Raw genomic sequence first — 18,975 nt, forward strand, 5'->3', positions numbered from 1 at the left:
ATTGTGTTTATGATTTGATAAATTTATATTTTTACTGTCATAGATACAATTGCTACTTTAGGTAACTGTATCTATGACGGCTAATTTATATTCTATAGAAAAATAGCCTCATAGATTAATATGGGGCTTTTTTATATCCTAGGTTAAAAAGCTCTATAAATACTATGGGCTTTTTTATTTTATAAATATTTAAAATTAACTTAGGGGGATTTATACATGAAAGAAAATCGAGAACAATGGGGATCTAAGCTAGGTTTTATACTTGCTGCAATTGGTTCAGCAGTAGGTTTAGGGAATATATGGAGATTTCCATATGTAGTATATTCAAGTGGGGGAGGCGCATTTTTAATACCTTATTTCTTTGCTATATTTACTGCAGGAATTCCTCTTTTAATATTAGAGTATGGAATGGGTCATAAATTTAGAGGCTCTACACCACTTTCGTTATCAAGAGTTAATAAAAGATTTGAATGGATAGGATGGTGGCCAATAATTAGCTCATCAATTATATTATGTTACTATTCAATGGTATTAAGTTGGGCTATTAAATATGTAGCCCTTAGTTTTAGAAAGGGTTGGGGTGAGGATTCAAATTCATATTTTTACAATTATTTTTTAAAGTTATCTGAGTCTCCTTTAGAATTAGGGGGGATAATTTGGAGTGTATTAATAGGAATAGCATTAGTTTGGATAATAAACTGGTATATATGTTATAAGGGAGTAAAATTAGGAATTGAAAAGTCAAGCAAGATATTATTACCGTGTTTATTAATAATAATGATAATAATAGTTATAAGAGGTATTACATTAGATGGAGCTGTTGTTGGATTAAATAAATTATTTACACCAGATTGGGATAAAATAAAAGATCCTCAAATTTGGATTTCAGCATATGGGCAAGTATTTTTCTCTTTAAGTATAGCTACAGGAATTATGATGACATATTCAAGTTATCTTCCTAAAAAAACGGATATAAATAACAGTGCATTTATGACTGCATTTGCAAATTGTGGATTTGAATTTTTATGTTCTATTGGAGTATTTTCAATTCTTGGAGTAATGGCAACAAGCCAAGGTGTAGGAATTGAAGACGTGGTAACAAGTGGAATTGGACTAGCGTTTATAGCATTTCCTAAAGTATTTTCACTTATGGGAATATGGGGAAATATCTTAGGAATTTTATTCTTTATATGTTTAGTATTTGCGGGAATTACCTCATCAGTTTCATTGGTTGAAGCAATAGCAGCAGCCATAATTGATAAATTTCAATGGAAACGTAAAAAAGTTATTACTATTATGTGTGTAATTGGATTTTCAATAAGTACAGTTTTTGCAACAAATTGTGGTTTATATCTATTAGATATCATGGATAATTTTATAAATAATTATGGAATAGTAACAGTTGGATTATTAGAATCTGTTGTGATTGGATGGATAGTTAAACCTAAGATTATAAGAGATTATACAAATTCTATATCTTATTTTAAGATAGGAATTTGGTGGGATGTAATTATAAAATATGTTACACCAGCATTATTATCTTTCACATTAATTAAAAGTATTATAACAGAAATAATATCTCCTTATGGAGGCTATGATTCAATATCATTATTATTATATGGATGGTTAATTATAGGAATAGGAATTATAGGCGGAATACTAATAAGTAATAAGCCGTGGAAAAGTGAATTTGAAAATATAGTTAGTAAGGAGGAAATCTAAGTGACAAGTGAAGCTATACTATTTTTAATATTAGGAGCAACAATACTTTGGGGAGGATTAGTAATCACCGTACTAATAACTAGAAAAAATGAAAATACGATAAATTAAATGAATAATATGAAGTTTATTTATGATTAAGTTAATGTTGTTTTATAATTTTGTTATCAATTTATAACTAAGGTAAAAAAATTATGCCTCTAATAGTTTGAATGAATTTGATATACTACTGACTATAATAATTAAAATTATAAAATAAGAATGTAAAGTAATTATGAACTTTAAAAAGCTGTGAATTAGTTTCACAGCTTTTTTCGTTAGGATATGTTAAAGAATAGTGTTGATATTATAGTATTTATAAAAGCAACCCTCTGTGGGTTCCTTTATTTTACCTTTTAAGAATATTACGAATTTAATATATTCTCAATTTTTATTCTTACTTCTGATGGTACATTTCCTGTCAATGCTCTCTCTAAAAGAATAGTTTTTTTAATACCGTTAGTTAAATAGATTTGATGTATGTTTTTATTGAGTGTCTTCGTCGCTTTTGTACTCCAAAATATCACCTGGCTGACAATCCAAAGTCTTACATATCGCTTCTAATGTTGAAAAACGAACCGCTTTTGCTTTCTCATTTTTCAGAATAGAAAGATTCGCCATAGTAATTCCAACTCTCTCCGAAAGCTCCGTTACGCTCATTTTTCGTTTTGCTAACATCACATCAATATTAATAATAATTGACATATCCTCCACCTCAGACCGTCAAATCATTTTCTGATTTTATGTTAATCGCTTCTTGTAGAAGCTGTTGGAGGATAGCAGCAAAAACGGCGATAATCAACGAAGCAAAAATGATGATGAGTCCCATTAATGCAATAGGAGGGTCAACTTTCTTCGCTATAAAACGAAAGAGTGGCAAACCTAATACATACAAACCACTGATTGTAATCGCACAGCACTTTATGTTCTTTAACGCCTTTACAGATAATTCTGAAAACGCTGTGTTCTCGCCAATGTACCGTAAAAGATTGAAAGCCTGATAGAGAGCAAAGTAAAAAGGCACAGCCGCTCCATACATCACGATGAAAACGAGATATTTCATTGGGGCAATATTTGGATACAATTTTGCTGCGAAATTCGCCATATGGGGCACTAAAAATATACATAAAGCAAGTACTGCAATTCCAGCCAGAGAAATACTTACCTTTAAGAAAGTGGTTGAACCTCGTTTAACATTCATTTAAAACACCTCACTTATTTAATGACAACATGATTTTATCACATGATTTATCGTTTTACAATAAATTTGTATTGTTTTTTATTATATTATTATTGTTATTATTATATTCTGTTAACTTCAAAAAATTAAAATATTTAGGATTATTGTATAAAAATTACCTCTTTGTATCTAAAATCTCTTATTTTAGTATTTGAATGAGCTGTATGTGCTTGAACCAATAAATTTTTACTTCTAATAGTATCTTTTTCTTGGTTAAATATTTGCAACCACTTAAGCCAATACATATAATTTGAAAGGTATTTCGTTGAAACCCCATTAAACATATCCATCCATTTTTTTAGTTTACTATGGAACGCGTTGATATGTTGAATATGATACACGCCTTCTTTATGTCTACCTCTCTTTATTTGCTTTAATGTAATATCTAAACCTTCAGCAAATCGGATATAACTTTTATGCGAATCTGTACAAAGAATAGATTGGTCTTCTATCCTATCAGCAAAAAGTCTTCGTAAATCTTCATGTGTCATTCTTCCTTTGCAAATAAGTTCAGTAATGATGTTACCTTCTCTATCCATGGCACAAAGCACACAGACTTGATTTCTTGAGATACGACGTCTTCTTGGCTCATCTTCACTACTGCGGCTACCCTTGACCCATCTTTTGTGAGGTCTACGTGGCATAGTGAAAGTTGTGCTACGACTATGATTACCTTTAAACGACTCTTTAAAGAAAGCTTCATCAGCTTCTACTACTCCACCAACACTTCCAACCCCAGTGAAGTTTCGAATTGCCTCAAGTATTTTATGTCTCCAGTAAAATGATGTTGGCAAGCTAATTCCAACTATTTCTGCACATTTTCTTAAAGAATATCCATTTATCATGCATTTAGCGTAAAGAATCCACTTACTATTGTCTTTTTTGCTATTATATCGTGGCGAATATGTAAAGTCAGTAAATGTCTTATTACAAGTCTTACAAATATATCTTTGCTTTCCATTAAACTTACCATTTCTAGAAATTTCGTGATTTTCACAGTGAGGACACACTTTGCCCCTTGAAAATCTACTTTCCTTTACTTCATTAGTAATTTGAGTAGATAAAGAACCTAATATGATATTTTCCTGTAAATAATTAAGAATTTCTTCTCTTTCAGATTCATTTAATGTCTGCAAATCTAATTTTATTGACTCAACTCTTCGCATAATAAGACCTCCGAAATTATTCATATATCTATATTATACCCAGCTGTACAAAAAATATTAAATTTCAACAGCTTTTTTTAACATAGCCTTTCGTTGAAATGATCTCGTGATAAATAAAAGGTTTAATATAAATTAAAATAAAACATTAATTAAAAGCAAATTCTTTTAATCGTTTTTCATCTATAATTTTAACTTCTTTATATCCTAGAGATACTAACCCATCTTTTTGAAATCTATTTAATATTTTGGTTACAGTAACTCTACAGCATCCAATTAATTGAGCTATTTCTTCATGCGAATAATCAATGATATAGCAATTATCATTATTTTTCTTAAAATATGAACCTAAACGTATTAATAGTTGAGCAGTTTTTTTATCAGCTTCTAAAAATGCCATACTATTAATTTGAATCGATAAATTTTGAATTGACAAAGACATAAGATGAAACATTTGAATCATTAATTCAGGATACTTTGTTAAATAAGGATATAGCTGACTTAAGCTGACAGCGATTAATTCCACATCTGTAGCTGCACTACCAGAAGTCATTCTAGAACCATAGGCGAAATAAGATGATTCACCAAAAAGATTTCCTTTCCTTAAAATTTCAATTGTAAGTTCTGTGCCGTCAGGAGAGATTAGAAAAACTCTAACTCTTCCAGATTTAATTAAATAAAAATTTTCAGCTATATCATCTTGAAAATAAATAATTTCATCCTTGCGATATTTCTTTAGTGTACCTGCTTCTTCAAATACTTTATAAAATTTAGAAGTTATACTTATAGTAGAACTGGGAAAAAGTTTTAATTCATTATCCATATAATCACCATTCATAAAAAATTTACTATATAGATTGTAGTATATACTACAATCTATTTTCAAGTATCTAGTTAAAATATTGTAAGGAAAAACGAATATAGGATGGGGATAACGTAATGGATAAAAAAGAAAAACTATGGACAGGTCATTTTATATTAGCATTGTTTATTACAATAGGGGTAAACCTAGCTTGTAATTTATTATTATCAACAATATCAATTTATACAAAACAAATTACTCATGTTGATAGTTATGCAGGAATAATGACAGGTGCTTTTACATTAGCAGCATTATTTATTAGATTACTTGCAGGAAAACTTTTAGATAGGGTTGGAAGAAGGAAAATATTAATATTAGGCGTGACTATAACAGCACTTTCAACAATAGCATATTTAGTTACAAATAATATACAAATGATTATATTATTAAGAATATTTCAGGGGTTTGGATTTGGAATATCTTCTACTGCAGTAGCAACAATTGTTACAGATGTTACACCAAAATCAAGAATGCTTGAAGGAATAGGATATTCTGGAGTAGGAATAACTATAACTACAGCAATAGGACCATCAATTGCCTTAGCTTTAGTTGGTAAGAGTTATGAAAATTTTAGATTGTTATTTATTACAACAACTATTGTGGCAATTATGACTATTTTAATATCTTTAAAATTATCATATAGTGAAAACACTACAAAAATTCAGTTAAATGAGGAGTATAATAAAGTTAAAACTGAAGAAAAAATAAATAAAAAAAATATGTTTGTACCTGCAATTATATTATTTTTAGCAGCAGTTGCAGAAAGTACTATTTTAGCATTTACAGCTTTATATGGAATAGAATTAGGATTTAGTAATATTGGATTATTTTTTACAATAAATGCTTCAGGTATATTAGCATCAAGATTGTTTATAAATCAAATAGTAAGTAAATTTGGAACAAATGCGGTATTATCATATGGATTAATAATTTTTTCGGCATCTATATTTGGGATGTCAATAGTTAAAACAATGCCTCAACTAATAATATTTGGATTTTTATGTGGTATTATGATGGGGTCATTATTACCAATAATTAATCTTATGATATTAGACTCAGTAAGTGAAAATAAAAAAGGAATGGCTAATGCTATTTATTATGCACTATTAGATGGTGGATATGGAGTTGGCTCAATAATTTGGGGTAAAATAGTAATGAATTATGGATATAGAAGTATTTATGCATATGCAGGAGTTACCCTAATGATAGGGGTTGTTATATTTACAATTCATTTAATGAAAAGCAGAAAATTAGCATTAAATAAAATATAATAATTTCATAAAAATTTACATTATGTATTAAAATGTGTGTTGATATATGCATAAGTAAAGTGGACTAAGTAATTGAACTTAGGAATGCTAAAATAAGTATAGTCCTATTTTAGCTTGCTCTTAATATAAAATTAAGACAAGCAGTAAATATGACAATACTTATTAAGAATTCTCAAAGTCCAATTATAATGCCACTTTACCTATTGAATATAGCAACACTTTTTTTATAATATTAAAAATTAAACTCGACTCTAACTTAAGAATTAAATATTTCTTCATCCAATAAGTTTTCTGATTTTGCAACTACCACCGCTGTTGCACTATCCCCTATAACATTAAGGCATGTAATTAACATATCAATTGGTCTATTAATTGCAATAATAAGTGAATATGCAACAACAGTAGCAGGGTTGTTGTAACCCATTCCTGTTAAAATAGAAAATAGTATTATAGATGATGCACCAGGTGCTGAAGGTGTACCAACTGAGGCTATAAGTGCAAGTAGTGCAATAACAAATATATTAGAAATACTTATCTCATATCCAGAAGTAGATGCAATAAATACAGCAGCAATTACTTGCATTATAGCAGTACCATTCATGTTTATAGTCATACCAAGAGGTAAAATGAAGGCTGCAATATCTTCACCAACACCTAATTCTTCAACTGCTGTTTTTTTATTTAATGATAATGCGGCAGCAGAGGAGGCAGCTGAAAATCCTAACAAAGCAACTTTAGCCATTTTTTTCATAAATATAAATGGATTTAACTTTGTTTTTAAGTATACAAATAATGGGTATCCAGTAAATAGAAATAATATAGAAGCAGCTGCAACAGTTAACATATATGCAAAAGCTGGCTTCAGATGTTCAATACCATATACGGCAAAAGTTCTTGTAATAAGTACAAATATAGCTATTGGACCAAGCTTACTTATAACAAAGTTTAAAAACACAGTTACTATGTTATTAATATCTTGAAGTAATTTTTTTAAGACTAATATTTCCTCTCCAAGTTTATTAATACAAAGTCCAGTAACTACAGCTAAAAATACAATTGATAGTACCATTGAATTGCTTGAAAAAACTGAAAATATATTATTTGGAACTGCTTCAATTAAAACAAGTAGAGGGTTAGAACCACTATTTGCTTGAACTGAAGACATTTCACTAATATTTACACTAAATATTCCAGATTTGTGTGCTAAAAAAGCAAATATCCCAGCTACTATAAGTGCAAAAATAGATGTTGTTAGAAAACCAGATAAGGTTTTTGCAGATATACGACCTAACTTTTTAGTATCACTAATATGACACATTGATAGCGTTATTGATGCAAAAATCATAGGAACAATAATTAATTGCAAGGAATTAATAAATAGTTGGCCTAATATGTAAAAAATTCCTATAGCATGTTGTCCTTCTGGTACGCTTATATCTTGAAAAAGTAGATTGTTTATTATATTCCAAACGTTTTCGTTTCCAGAAGAGGTTAGGAATTCTCTTAAAAATAAAAAGGATACACCTACCAATAATCCGAAAAATAGTGAGCAAATCATACGTATTGCTAAAGTATTGGAATCATTTCTTTTGTTAATTTTAAATCTTTTGTTCATAGCATTACCTCAACCATAATATTTGAATTTCATATTATATTAGAAAATTTATTGTGTCAAGTTATTAATTTAACAATAAATCTCTGTAAAAACATTAAATATAATACATATGAAGCATAAAAAATAAAATATATAAGCCAATTTAAGTTTAATTATAGACATATAAAAAGGGCAAAAAAATGAAATAGACTGATTGTAAAGTTGAACTAAAATATTTTTATATAGTTAAATCAGCTTGTTTTACATGAGCTATAAATTTTTTTACAGCAGGATTTAAATATCTGTCCTTCACATAAGCAAGGTATATATATCTATTAATTTCTAAATCTTTTATATGCAATTGCTTTAGAGGAATATTATCTAGTTCAGGCGTCTTAGCAACAACAGCAACTCCAAAATTTTCTGATACTAATCCAGCAATTGCGTGTTCATTTCCACCTTCAAAAATGATATTAGGGGATAGACTTATAGTTCTAAACATTTCTAATGTTAATTTTCCAAGACCAGTTTCTTTTTCATAAACAATTAAAGGATAAGGCTCTATTTCTAACAAGTCTATAGAATCAAATTTACTTAATGGATGATTAAGCGGTGCAATTACTATAAGTTCTTGCTTTAATATTGGTTCAAACATAATTGTTGGTTCATTTTCTGAAAAAGAACAAAAGCCAACATCGTATTTTGATGTTTTTAATCCTTGAATTATTTCAGAAGTTATACCTTCTTTAAAAGTGAAAGTTATGTCTTTATTTTCTTGTATATCTAAGAAGTTTCTAACCGTCTTAGGTATATAAGAAGGGGCTAAAGGGAAAACATAAGAAATATCAACATTTCCAGTTTTGTTATTATTTAATTTTCTAACTTTTTCTTCACCTAATTCTAATACGCTTAATGATTTTTCAACATATTCCAAGAATATTTTACCGTATTTAGTAAGAACAACGTTTCTACCGTGTTTTTCAAATAAACATGTTTCAAGTTCTTCTTCAAGATTTGCCATAGCATAGCTAAGACTAGGTTGAGATATATTTAATTCTTGTGCTGCAAGCCTAAAGTGTTGAAGTCTAGCTATAGTTTTAAAATAGTAAAGTTGATTTAAATTCATGAAACCAATGTCCTCCTCAAATATTTTTTCTAGTATATCACAATTGATAGATAAAATATATCAATTATTATAAAAATAAGTATTAGAATTATCAGAATTTTTAAATTACAATAAGGATAAAGAAACAACCGAATGCAAAAGTGTTAAAAAAATAACTAAATAAATATATAGTTGTGGAGGAAAAAGTAGTGAAAAAGACAGTTGAAGTAAGAAATTTAAAATTAGGTGAAGGAATTCCTAAGATTTGTGTACCACTAGTAGGAAAAACAAATGAAGAAATTTTAACAGAAGCTGAAAATTTAAAAGCTCTTAAATTAGATTTAGTAGAGTGGCGTGTAGATCACTACAAAGATGTTGAAGATATAGAAAAAGTTAAAGAAATTTTATCAAAGCTTAGAGAAACAGTTCAGGATTTGCCAATATTATTTACTTTTAGAAGTGCTAAAGAAGGTGGAGAAAAAGAAGTACCTACAGAGTATTATGCTAAATTAAATAAAAATATTGCAGAAACAGAAATGGTTGATTTAATAGACGTTGAATTATTTACAGGTGATGACGTAGTAACAGATATAGTTGATTATGCTCATGAAAAAAATGTAAAGGTAGTAATGTCTAATCATGATTTTGATAAGACACCAGATAGAGAAGAAATAATAAAGCGTCTTTGCAAAATGCAAGAACTAAATGCAGATTTACCAAAGATAGCAGTAATGCCTCAAAGCACTACTGATGTATTAACTTTATTATGTGCAACAAATGATATGGTAACTAAATATGCAACAAGACCAATTATTACAATGTCAATGGCTGGACTTGGAGTTATAAGTCGTATAGCTGGAGAAACTTTTGGATCAGCACTTACATTTGGAGCAGCAAAAGTAGCATCTGCACCAGGACAAGTAGAAGTAAGTGAATTAGATAAAGTTTTAAAACTTATGCATGAAAGTAAGTAAGAAAAAAGTAGGTTTTAAATATAAAAAAATTATTTTAAGGGGAGAAATATTATGGCAGAAAGAATAACTGGACACACAGAACTTATAGGATTAATAGCAACACCAATAAGACACTCAAGTTCACCAAAGATGCATAATGAAGCATTTGCAAAATTAGGTTTAGATTATGCATACTTAGCTTTTGAAGTTGGTAATGAACAATTAGAAGATACTATAAAAGGATTTAGAGCTATGAGTGTTAGAGGATGTAACGTATCAATGCCTAACAAGACAGTAGTTCATAAGTACCTTGATAAATTATCACCAGCAGCTGAACTTTGTGGAGCAGTAAACACTGTAGTAAATGATGATGGAGTTTTAACAGGTCATATTACTGATGGGATAGGATATATGAGAGCTTTAAAAGATGCTGGAATAAATCCAATAGGAAAGAAAATGACTATAGTTGGAGCTGGCGGAGCTGCAACTGCAATAGAAATTCAAGCAGCTTTAGATGGAGTAGCAGAAATATCTATATTTAATAGAAAAGATGAATTTTTTGCAAGAGCTGAAAAAACAGTTAAAGATATTAATGAAAAAACTAACTGTAAAGCTACATTATATGATTTAACAGATTTAGATAAGTTAAAAGAAGAGATTGCAGGTAGTTATTTATTCACTAATGCAACAGGTATGGGAATGAAACCATTAGAAGGAAAAACTTATATTCCAGATTCATCATTCTTAAGAGCAGATTTAATAGTTTCAGATGTAGTATATGCACCAAGAGAAACTGAACTTTTAAAAATGGCTAGGGAAGTTGGTTGTAAAACAGTTAATGGATTAGGAATGATGTTATTCCAAGGAGCAGCAGCTTTTGAAATGTGGACAGGTAAGGAAATGCCAATAGAATATATGAAAGATATATTAGATATAAGATAGTATTCTAATACGGGGGAGAACAAATGACAAATCAAAAATCGAATAAAAAAATATTATATATAACAGCTTTTTGTATATATATGAACTACTTTATACATGGTATGGGTGCCGCTATTTTAGCACAAAATACTAATTCTTTACAATCATTATGGAGTACTAATGCAGCTGGAGTACTTTATGTAATATCTGCATTAGGAATTGGACGTTTTATAGCTTTACCTTTTTCAGGTGTTATATCTGATAAATTAGGTAGAAGAGTAACTATTATCATAGGAATGATTGTATACGCAGCTTTCTTTGGTGGAATTTTATTAGCACCAAATGCAAAAATAGGTTTCTTAGTAGCCTTATTAGCTGGTGTTGCAAATTCATTCTTAGATTCAGGATGTATTCCAGCAGTAATGGAAATATTAACTGAATCAACAGGTTTAGCTAGTATATTAACAAAATTATTTATATCAGTTGGGCAATATTTCTTACCTATTATGATAGGATTTTTAATTGGGAAAGAAATGTACTTTGGATATTCATTTATATTATGTATAGCAATACTTATTATAAATGGCTTAGTATTACTTAAATTGCCTTTCCCACAAATGGAAAATGTAAGTGCTAAGACTGAAACTGCTACAGAAGAAAAAGAAGTTGTTAAATCTAATTTCTTTGTAGAAGGTATTGCATTAATAGTAATAGGATTTACAGCGACAGCTACATTCCAAATATTTTTAAATGTTAATAAGTCATTTGGAACAGATATTGTTGGAATGAGCCAAATTGCAGCCGGAAAGATTCAATCTAATTATGCAATGGGATCAATATGGGCTGTAATAATAACTGCATTATTAGTTAAAAAATTAATTAAGCCAGCTAGATTTTTAATTATATATCCATTAATATCATTAGTTACTTTAATAACTATGTATATATTAAAGAGTGAGACAGTATCTTTAGTTGGTGGATTTTTAGTAGGATTTAGCGCAGCTGGTGGGGTATTACAACTTGCAGTTTCAACAATGTCAGATTTATTCCCAGTATCAAAGGGAAAGATCACAAGTATGGTAATGATGTCATCAAGTATAGCTACTTTTAGTGTAACAGCTATTGCAGGAATCATTACTCAAACTATGGGAACTGAATATACTTTATTACTTGCAGCAATTGTAACAGCAGTAGGAACAGTACTAGGAGTTGTAGTTAACTTTAGATATAACGGATTAGAAAAAGCAAAAAAACAAATAGCAGCATAGAATTCGGATTCATGATATGTTTTAAAATATCATATTGATATTATAGTATAAAACTCACTGGACTGAGTAATTCACTTTAAGAATACTAAAAATAAAGCTTAGTCTAATTAATGCATGCTCCCAATGAAACATTGTGACAAGCAATTAATTCAACAAATCTTTATTAAGTATTCTAAAAAGCAAATTCCAATGCCAGTTCGCCCTTATACTAAAATATCAATAATTCTTTAAAACATAGTAAATATTATAAAAAAGATGTGTATTAATAACTTATTAATACACATCAAACTTTTTAAGGGATTACTAATGAAAAAATTTAGTGTAAACAATAAGGAGATTGAGTTATGAAAAAGTATAAAAATATATTTTCACCTTTAACAGTAAAACAAATGGCTATGAAAAATAGAATAGTTATGCCACCAATGGGAACTAACTATGGTGGTGAAAATGGTGAATTTACAGATGAACATATAGAGTACTATGAACAAAGAGCTAAAGGTGGAACAGGTTTAATCATAATTGAAAACGCATGTGTTGATTATCCTTTAGGTTCTAATGGAACTACACAAATTAGAATTAATCATGATAGATTTATACCAGGATTATTTAAATTAACTGAAACATTACATAGATACGGTACTTGTGTTTCTATTCAAATTAATCATGCAGGTGCATCAGCAGTTCCGGAAAGAATTGGCGGAAAGACTACAGTATCAGCTTCAGATATTCCGTCTAAAGAAGGTGGAGCTATACCAAGACCTTTAACTAAAGAAGAGATATATGAAATTGCTGATAAATATGCGAAATCAGCTAAAAGAGCTCAAGCTGCTGGATTCGATGCGATAGAAATTCATGGAGGGCATTCATATTTATTAAGCCAATTCTTATCACCTGTATATAATAAAAGGGAAGATGAATTTGGTGGAAGTATTGAAAATAGATGTAGATTTCCGAAACTAGTATTAGATAAAGTGAGAGAAGCTGTAGGTCCAATGTTTCCTATAATGTTTAGAGTTAGTGCTGAAGAATTAGTAGAAGGCGGAAATACTTTAGAAGATACATTAGAAATATTAGAATACTTAAATGAAGAAATTGATATATTTAATGTTTCAGTTGCATTAAATTCTTCACTTCAATATCAAATAGATGCTATGCATTTAGAAGATGGATGGAGAGCATATATGGCTGAAGCTGTTAAAAAGAAGTTTAATAAGCCAACAATGACTACAGGTAATATAAGAAATCCCCAAGTTGCTGAAGATATATTAACATCGGGAAAAGCTGATTTAATTGGTATGGGAAGAGGATTAATAGCAGATCCTTATTGGGTATCAAAGGTTAAAAGGGGACAAGAAGATACTTTGAGAAAATGTATATCATGTAATATTGGATGTGCTGGTAATAGAATAGCGTTAAATAGAGGAATAAAATGTACTATTAATCCAGATGTTATTTATGAAGATTCACATAAAAATAAAAAAGTTAAGAAACAAACTAATGTAGTAGTTATTGGTGGTGGTACAGCAGGACTTGAAGCAGCTTGTACAGCAGCAGAAGTGGGATGCACAACATTTTTAATAGAGCAAAAAAGTTATCTAGGTGGATTAGCTAGAGAAATAGCTAAATTGCCAGAAAAGAATAGAATAAATGATTTTCCAGATTACTTAATTCAAAGAGCAGAAAAATTAAAAAATCTAATAGTATTTACTGATACTAAAGCAGATGCTAAATTAGTTGCAAACTTAAAGCCAGATTTAATAGTTAATGCTACTGGTTCAACTCCATTACTTCCACCTATAAATGGATTATTAGATAATGTTGATAAGGGTGGAAAGGTACATTCTATCTTTAGTCTAATAGAAAATTTAGATAAATTTGAGTTTGAGGGAAAGAAAGTAGAAGTTATTGGTGGTGGAGCAGTAGGTCTAGATGTAGTAGAACTATTCTCTTCAAGAGGTGCCAAGGTTTCTATAGTAGAAAGATTACCTATGCTTGCTCGTGACTTAGATATTATAACTAAATTAGGTATGCTATCTATGGTGAAAGAAAATAATGTAGAAGTATTAACTAGTACATCTTTACTTGAAGTTAAACCAAATAGTTTCTTAGTTGAAAAAGATGGTAAACAAGAAAATATAGAATTTGATTATGGATTTGTTTGCTTAGGAATGAGAAATTATGCTCCAATATTAAATGAACTAGAAGAGTATTTTGAAGATAAAAATGTAGAAATAGTTAATATAGGAGATAGTTTAAGAGCTAGAAGAATAATAGATGGAATTAAAGAAGGAAGAAATATTACTAGTGAATTAGAAAGAATGGGTTCACTTTAGAATTTATAAATTCTAAAGTGAATTGCAATATATTTTAGTATTGGCATTTAATATAAAGTTAGGACAGAGAAATTTACTTTAGAGATTTTAAAAGACAAAGTTAATGCTAATGAATTCTTAGATTAAATATCAATATTAATTAAAAACATAAGTAATAACATAAATAATGATTTTTTAGACTTTAGTAATTAAAATAAATTACTAAAGTCTTTTTTTTGGGGAAAGATAAAAATAGATCTTTAAGATATGTTTAAGTTTAGTATTTATTTTTATAAAAAATCCTATTGACAACATTATTTAAGTAGAATATTATAATAATATAATGAAATTGATAATTGTTCTCAATAAAAGAACAAAGAGGAGGATTTATGAAGATAATTTATTGGAGTGGTACAGGAAATACAGAAGCTATGGCAAATTTAATAGCAAAAGGAATTGAGAAATCAGGAGTTAAAGCTGAAATTATAAATATTTCTAGTGCTAATGTAGATAGTTTAAAAGATGAAAACATAGTAGTTCTAGGATGTCCTTCTATGGGAGATGAAGAACTTGAAGGAGGAGAATTCTTACCGTTCTTAGAGAATGTACAAGAGGATTTAAAAAATAAAAAAGTTGTACTTTTTGGATCTTATGGATGGGGTGATGGACAGTGGATGAGAAGCTGGGAAGAAGAAATGACAGCTTTAGGAGTTAATGTGGCTTTAGAACCACTAATTGTGAATTATACACCTGAAGGTGAAAGTGAAGAAGGGTGTATTGAATACGGAAGAGAAATAGCTAAAATAAGTAATTAATTAATGGAGGAGTAATGATGGAAGAAAAAATTAGTACTTTTTATAACTTATTAAATGGTATGGAGGGAAAAGAATATATTGAAACTTTTATATCTTATAATGTTGCATTAATAAGTGCTAGATTGAAACCATCCATTACACTGAATTTAAGTAAATATGATAATAAAGATATATTTTATTTATGGAGTATATATGGAAAAGATTATTTGAGAAAATTAAATTTAGGTTATATTTCATTAAGAGATAGTGATAAGTCTTTAATAGTATTAATTTATGATAAAGAATTATTAGAAAAATATATCAACAAGAAGGATAATTTGAAATTTCTTAATTGTGTAGGATATGATAGAGAGCTATCAGTAGAAGATGCATTGAACACATTAAAAGATAGATATGAAGTATATAACTGTCCTCATGAATTAGGAATATTTTTAGGATATCCTTTAGATGATGTTAAAGATTTTATGGAATGCTCAGATAAAAAATGCTTAACTTGCGGATATTGGAAAGTATATAATAGTGAACGTAAGGCAAAAACAATTTTTACATTGTTTGATAAAGTAAAAGAGTTCACAGTGACCAATATAATAGAAGGAAATAGAGCAAATAGTTTATCCCGTACATTAAAAGATAACTTTCAAAAAAATCATAGAATAATATTTGATTAAATTAATATTTAATCAAATAACTATAAAAGACCTTATAATAAGCAAAATATTATAAGGTCTTTTATTATTGTATAGAAATTTCATAATATTAAAAAGCTGATAAAGTTTTAAATTGAGTATTAGTTTAGAGTAAAATTTAAAAGGGGATGGGAGGAATACCTATTATTATTTATAAATTTTAAATACAATTGTGGTACAATATATTAATTATTTAATTTATAGGTAATAATTATAATTTGTATATTTTTACACATAATATTTCTATAAATAAATTTAAGATGGAGGATTTTATGAGCGATAAAGATAAGTTTTTATGTGATTTAAAAGATGAAGAGGCTATAGAAATAAATTTGATGGTTATGAGGATAATTTTTAAAGATCCAAATAAGACAGTATGTATACTTGCTGATAAGACAGGAGAAAGCAAATCAAATATAGCTAGTAAAAAACAAGATATTAAGGAAGGTATGGTGCTGAGAGTACATGGAACAAAAGGCGTAAATTTAGATATTAGAAAATATGAATTTATTTCAGAGTACAATTTAGAAGACTACCTACCAACAGTAAAGAGACCAATTGAAGATATAATGAACGAAATTGAAGAATACACAAATAAGTACATAATATCTAAAGAAGGAAAAGCATTAAACGATTATTTTTTTAAGGACGAAAAGTTTCTAAATAAGTTTAAACGAGGAATTGGTGGAGTTTCTATGCACCATAATTATATAGGAGGACTTGCTGAACATACATTAAATGTTATGTATTTAACTGCTATGCTTTGTGAAAGGTATGATTGTAGAAGGCCTGAAATAGCAGTACTTTCTGCTAAACTTCATGATATTGGAAAAATATATGAACTTTACTATGATGGACCTTTTAAATATACACTACAAGGTGAGATGGAAGGACATATTGTAATTGGAGTTCAAATGATAGATGCAGCTACTCGTGAAACTCCTTTTTCTTGTAGTGACGATTTTGTAAGTAGAATAAAAGGATGCATTACTCAACATCACGGTAAGCTTGAATATGGATCTCCTAGAGACATGAAGATGGAAGAATCTTTTATAGTAAATTATGCTGATTCTATAGATGCTACAATGAATAAAATTAGTCAATTAAAAGATAAGACTAAAAGTGGTACATGGTCAGAATATGATAGAAGAATTGAGACTAAACTTTATTTATAGTAAGGATATGGATTTCAAGAGCAGGACATAATTATTCCGTACATAGAAGTACCTGTAAAAGAAGATATAAAGTCAGAAAAAGCTAAAGAATTTTTTTAATTCTCGTTATGATTTATTTGATATTCCTAATGAGTATAGAGAACCTTATTAGATTACGATATTTTTTAATAGGTTTAATCTTAATATAGCGGATAATAATTATTATATAGCAATAATGGTTGATTAATTGTATAATAAAATAAATAAGATATGTTTTAAATATGTGTTGGTATATGCAATAGGTAAAGATTCAAGTACTCTTTCTAGTTTTACTTAAGTATATAGCAACATACTATTAAAACATAACTAATAAATAAACTGCTAGTTAAATATGGAGGATATAATATGTTAAATATAGGATGCCATTTATCTTCATCAAAGGGATTTAAAAATATGGGTGAAAATGCTTTGAAAATTGGAGCAAATACTTTTCAATTTTTTACTCGTAATCCAAGAGGAAGTAAGGCAAAAGATATAGATGAAAATGATGTTAAAGAATTTTTAGAATTAGCAAAGGAAAATAAATTTTGTAAGATATTAGCTCATGCACCATATACGTTAAATGCATGTTCAGCTGATGAAAGAAATAGAGAATTTGCAATAGAAATAATGGCTGATGACTTAAAAAGAATGGAATATATACCTAATAATTTATATAATTTTCATCCAGGTAGTCATGTTAAGCAGGGAACAGAAGTTGGTATAGAGTATATTTCGAATGCTTTAAACTCTATTTTAAAAAAGGATCAAACAACTAAAGTTCTTTTAGAAACTATGTCAGGAAAGGGAACTGAAGTAGGGAGAAACTTTGAAGAAATAGCTGAAATTATAAAACGTGTTGAATTAAAAGAACATATAGGAGTATGCTTGGATACATGCCATATTCATGATGCTGGATATGATATAGTAAATGATTTAGATAAAGTTTTAGATGAATTTGATAATATAATAGGATTAGATAAATTATATGCAATTCATTTAAATGATAGTAAAAATCCATTTGAAAGTCATAAAGATAGACATGAAACTATAGGAAATGGGTATATAGGATTAGAAGCTGTAACTAATATTATTAATCATCCTAAATTACGTCATTTACCATTTTTCCTTGAGACACCTAATGAGCTTGATGGATATAAGAATGAAATAGAATTATTAAAAAGTGAATATAAAGAATAAATTTTAAAGGGATTCTGATTAGAATCTCTTTTTTATTCTTTAGGAAATTATATCGCCTGAAAATCTGTGGATAACTTATAGAATACTGTATTTTAGAGGCATGATGGGTACATCTAAAGAATAAAAAATAATCATATGCTGCACCATTATTCCTGCATTGCATTTGGAAAGGGTGCATGGCTAAAAAAATCGACGGCTCCACAGTCGCCTTGGCGATTTTTTTTATAGTTAAAAACAATTTATAAAATTAACTAATAGAGCTTGTATAGTCACTTTTAAAAGTATACTAAAAATTTTCTAGAAAAAAATATAATTGACAGGTATTACAACAGCTTTATTACAATATGAATTAGATGAAACGGTTATAGACTTGGAACAGTATACTACTGTTGAAAGTGTAATACAATCATATAAATTAGGAATAAAAGCATTTAATGAAATTGAAGAATTTATAAAACAATACGATAATAAATGTAATTATAAAAAAAGGAATACTTTATTTTATACAGTCAAATCTAGTGATATAGCACAGGTAAAAGAAGAATATGAAATAAGAAAAGAAAATGGGTTCAATTTAGAAAAATTATTTTATGTAATGTTATAATGCTAAACATTTATTTTTTAAGAACTATTA

General features: G+C 28.4%; 18 protein-coding genes. 12 read left to right on the forward strand and 6 right to left on the reverse strand.

The genetic code is table 11. The features are described from left to right. The first annotated feature begins 216 nt into the window (after nt 1-216). Entirely contained in the window at nt 217-1,722 is a 1,506-nt protein-coding gene (locus RYM86_RS02505; RefSeq protein WP_315077485.1) for a sodium-dependent transporter, read from the forward strand. Beyond that, a complete protein-coding gene (locus RYM86_RS02510; protein WP_315077487.1) occupies nt 1,723-1,830 on the forward strand; it encodes a MetS family NSS transporter small subunit in 108 nt (35 codons plus the stop codon). A gap of 414 nt (nt 1,831-2,244) precedes the next feature. Here RYM86_RS02510 and RYM86_RS02515 read toward each other — a convergent pair whose 3' ends face one another. The 4 genes from RYM86_RS02515 to RYM86_RS02530 all read right to left on the reverse strand — a co-directional run bounded on the left by RYM86_RS02515 (nt 2,245) and on the right by RYM86_RS02530 (nt 4,984). Then, nucleotides 2,245-2,463 (reverse strand): helix-turn-helix transcriptional regulator, encoded by a 219-nt coding sequence (locus RYM86_RS02515; protein WP_315077490.1) that lies wholly within the window; start codon nt 2,461-2,463, stop codon nt 2,245-2,247. Nucleotides 2,464-2,473: 10 nt separating this feature from the next. Further along, nucleotides 2,474-2,959, reverse strand: coding sequence for a DUF2975 domain-containing protein (locus RYM86_RS02520; protein ID WP_315077492.1), 486 nt, complete (start codon nt 2,957-2,959; stop codon nt 2,474-2,476). 140 nt (nt 2,960-3,099) lie between these two features. After that, a complete protein-coding gene (locus tag RYM86_RS02525) occupies nt 3,100-4,164 on the reverse strand; it encodes an IS1595 family transposase (RefSeq protein WP_315077495.1) in 1,065 nt (354 codons plus the stop codon). 145 nt (nt 4,165-4,309) lie between these two features. After that, on the reverse strand, nt 4,310-4,984 hold the full coding sequence (locus RYM86_RS02530) for a Crp/Fnr family transcriptional regulator (RefSeq protein WP_315077498.1): 675 nt from the start codon (nt 4,982-4,984) through the stop codon (nt 4,310-4,312). A 116-nt stretch (nt 4,985-5,100) separates the two neighbouring features. Here RYM86_RS02530 and RYM86_RS02535 point away from each other — a divergent pair, with 116 nt between their 5' ends. Beyond that, nucleotides 5,101-6,294, forward strand: a complete 1,194-nt coding sequence (locus tag RYM86_RS02535) for an MFS transporter (protein ID WP_315077501.1) — start codon at nt 5,101-5,103, stop codon at nt 6,292-6,294. A gap of 256 nt (nt 6,295-6,550) precedes the next feature. On the opposite strand, the gene RYM86_RS02540 is transcribed toward RYM86_RS02535, so the two are convergent. Both RYM86_RS02540 and RYM86_RS02545 read right to left on the reverse strand, forming a co-directional pair. Then, the gene (locus RYM86_RS02540; RefSeq protein WP_315077503.1) at nt 6,551-7,909 is read right to left on the reverse strand and encodes a dicarboxylate/amino acid:cation symporter; all 1,359 of its coding nucleotides are present in this window, start codon (nt 7,907-7,909) and stop codon (nt 6,551-6,553) included. 217 nt (nt 7,910-8,126) lie between these two features. Beyond that, nucleotides 8,127-9,014 carry a LysR family transcriptional regulator gene (locus RYM86_RS02545; protein ID WP_315077505.1) on the reverse strand — a complete coding sequence of 296 codons (888 nt, stop codon included), beginning with the start codon at nt 9,012-9,014 and terminating at the stop codon, nt 8,127-8,129. A 188-nt stretch (nt 9,015-9,202) separates the two neighbouring features. Here RYM86_RS02545 and aroD point away from each other — a divergent pair, with 188 nt between their 5' ends. From aroD to RYM86_RS02590, 9 genes are all read left to right on the forward strand, one after another. Continuing rightward, the gene (aroD, locus tag RYM86_RS02550; RefSeq protein WP_315077507.1) at nt 9,203-9,967 is read left to right on the forward strand and encodes a type I 3-dehydroquinate dehydratase; all 765 of its coding nucleotides are present in this window, start codon (nt 9,203-9,205) and stop codon (nt 9,965-9,967) included. Nucleotides 9,968-10,018: 51 nt separating this feature from the next. Continuing rightward, entirely contained in the window at nt 10,019-10,888 is an 870-nt protein-coding gene (locus tag RYM86_RS02555) for a shikimate dehydrogenase (protein ID WP_315077509.1), read from the forward strand. A gap of 23 nt (nt 10,889-10,911) precedes the next feature. Beyond that, nucleotides 10,912-12,135, forward strand: a complete 1,224-nt coding sequence (locus RYM86_RS02560) for an MFS transporter (protein WP_315077510.1) — start codon at nt 10,912-10,914, stop codon at nt 12,133-12,135. A gap of 344 nt (nt 12,136-12,479) precedes the next feature. Beyond that, complete coding sequence (locus RYM86_RS02565; protein ID WP_315077513.1) at nt 12,480-14,468, forward strand: NAD(P)/FAD-dependent oxidoreductase; 1,989 nt, start codon at nt 12,480-12,482, stop codon at nt 14,466-14,468. 368 nt (nt 14,469-14,836) lie between these two features. After that, nucleotides 14,837-15,262, forward strand: coding sequence for a flavodoxin (locus RYM86_RS02570; RefSeq protein WP_315077515.1), 426 nt, complete (start codon nt 14,837-14,839; stop codon nt 15,260-15,262). A 17-nt stretch (nt 15,263-15,279) separates the two neighbouring features. Next, the gene (locus tag RYM86_RS02575; protein ID WP_315077517.1) at nt 15,280-15,930 is read left to right on the forward strand and encodes a DUF3793 family protein; all 651 of its coding nucleotides are present in this window, start codon (nt 15,280-15,282) and stop codon (nt 15,928-15,930) included. A gap of 290 nt (nt 15,931-16,220) precedes the next feature. Continuing rightward, a complete protein-coding gene (locus tag RYM86_RS02580; RefSeq protein WP_315077520.1) occupies nt 16,221-17,123 on the forward strand; it encodes a 3'-5' exoribonuclease YhaM family protein in 903 nt (300 codons plus the stop codon). Nucleotides 17,124-17,507: 384 nt separating this feature from the next. Further along, entirely contained in the window at nt 17,508-18,341 is an 834-nt protein-coding gene (locus RYM86_RS02585; protein ID WP_315077523.1) for a deoxyribonuclease IV, read from the forward strand. A 313-nt stretch (nt 18,342-18,654) separates the two neighbouring features. Beyond that, the gene (locus RYM86_RS02590; RefSeq protein ID WP_315077524.1) at nt 18,655-18,945 is read left to right on the forward strand and encodes a hypothetical protein; all 291 of its coding nucleotides are present in this window, start codon (nt 18,655-18,657) and stop codon (nt 18,943-18,945) included. The last annotated feature ends 30 nt before the right edge of the window (nt 18,946-18,975 follow it).

Source organism: uncultured Clostridium sp., from assembly GCF_963527835.1.
Taxonomy (GTDB): domain Bacteria; phylum Bacillota; class Clostridia; order Clostridiales; family Clostridiaceae; genus Clostridium.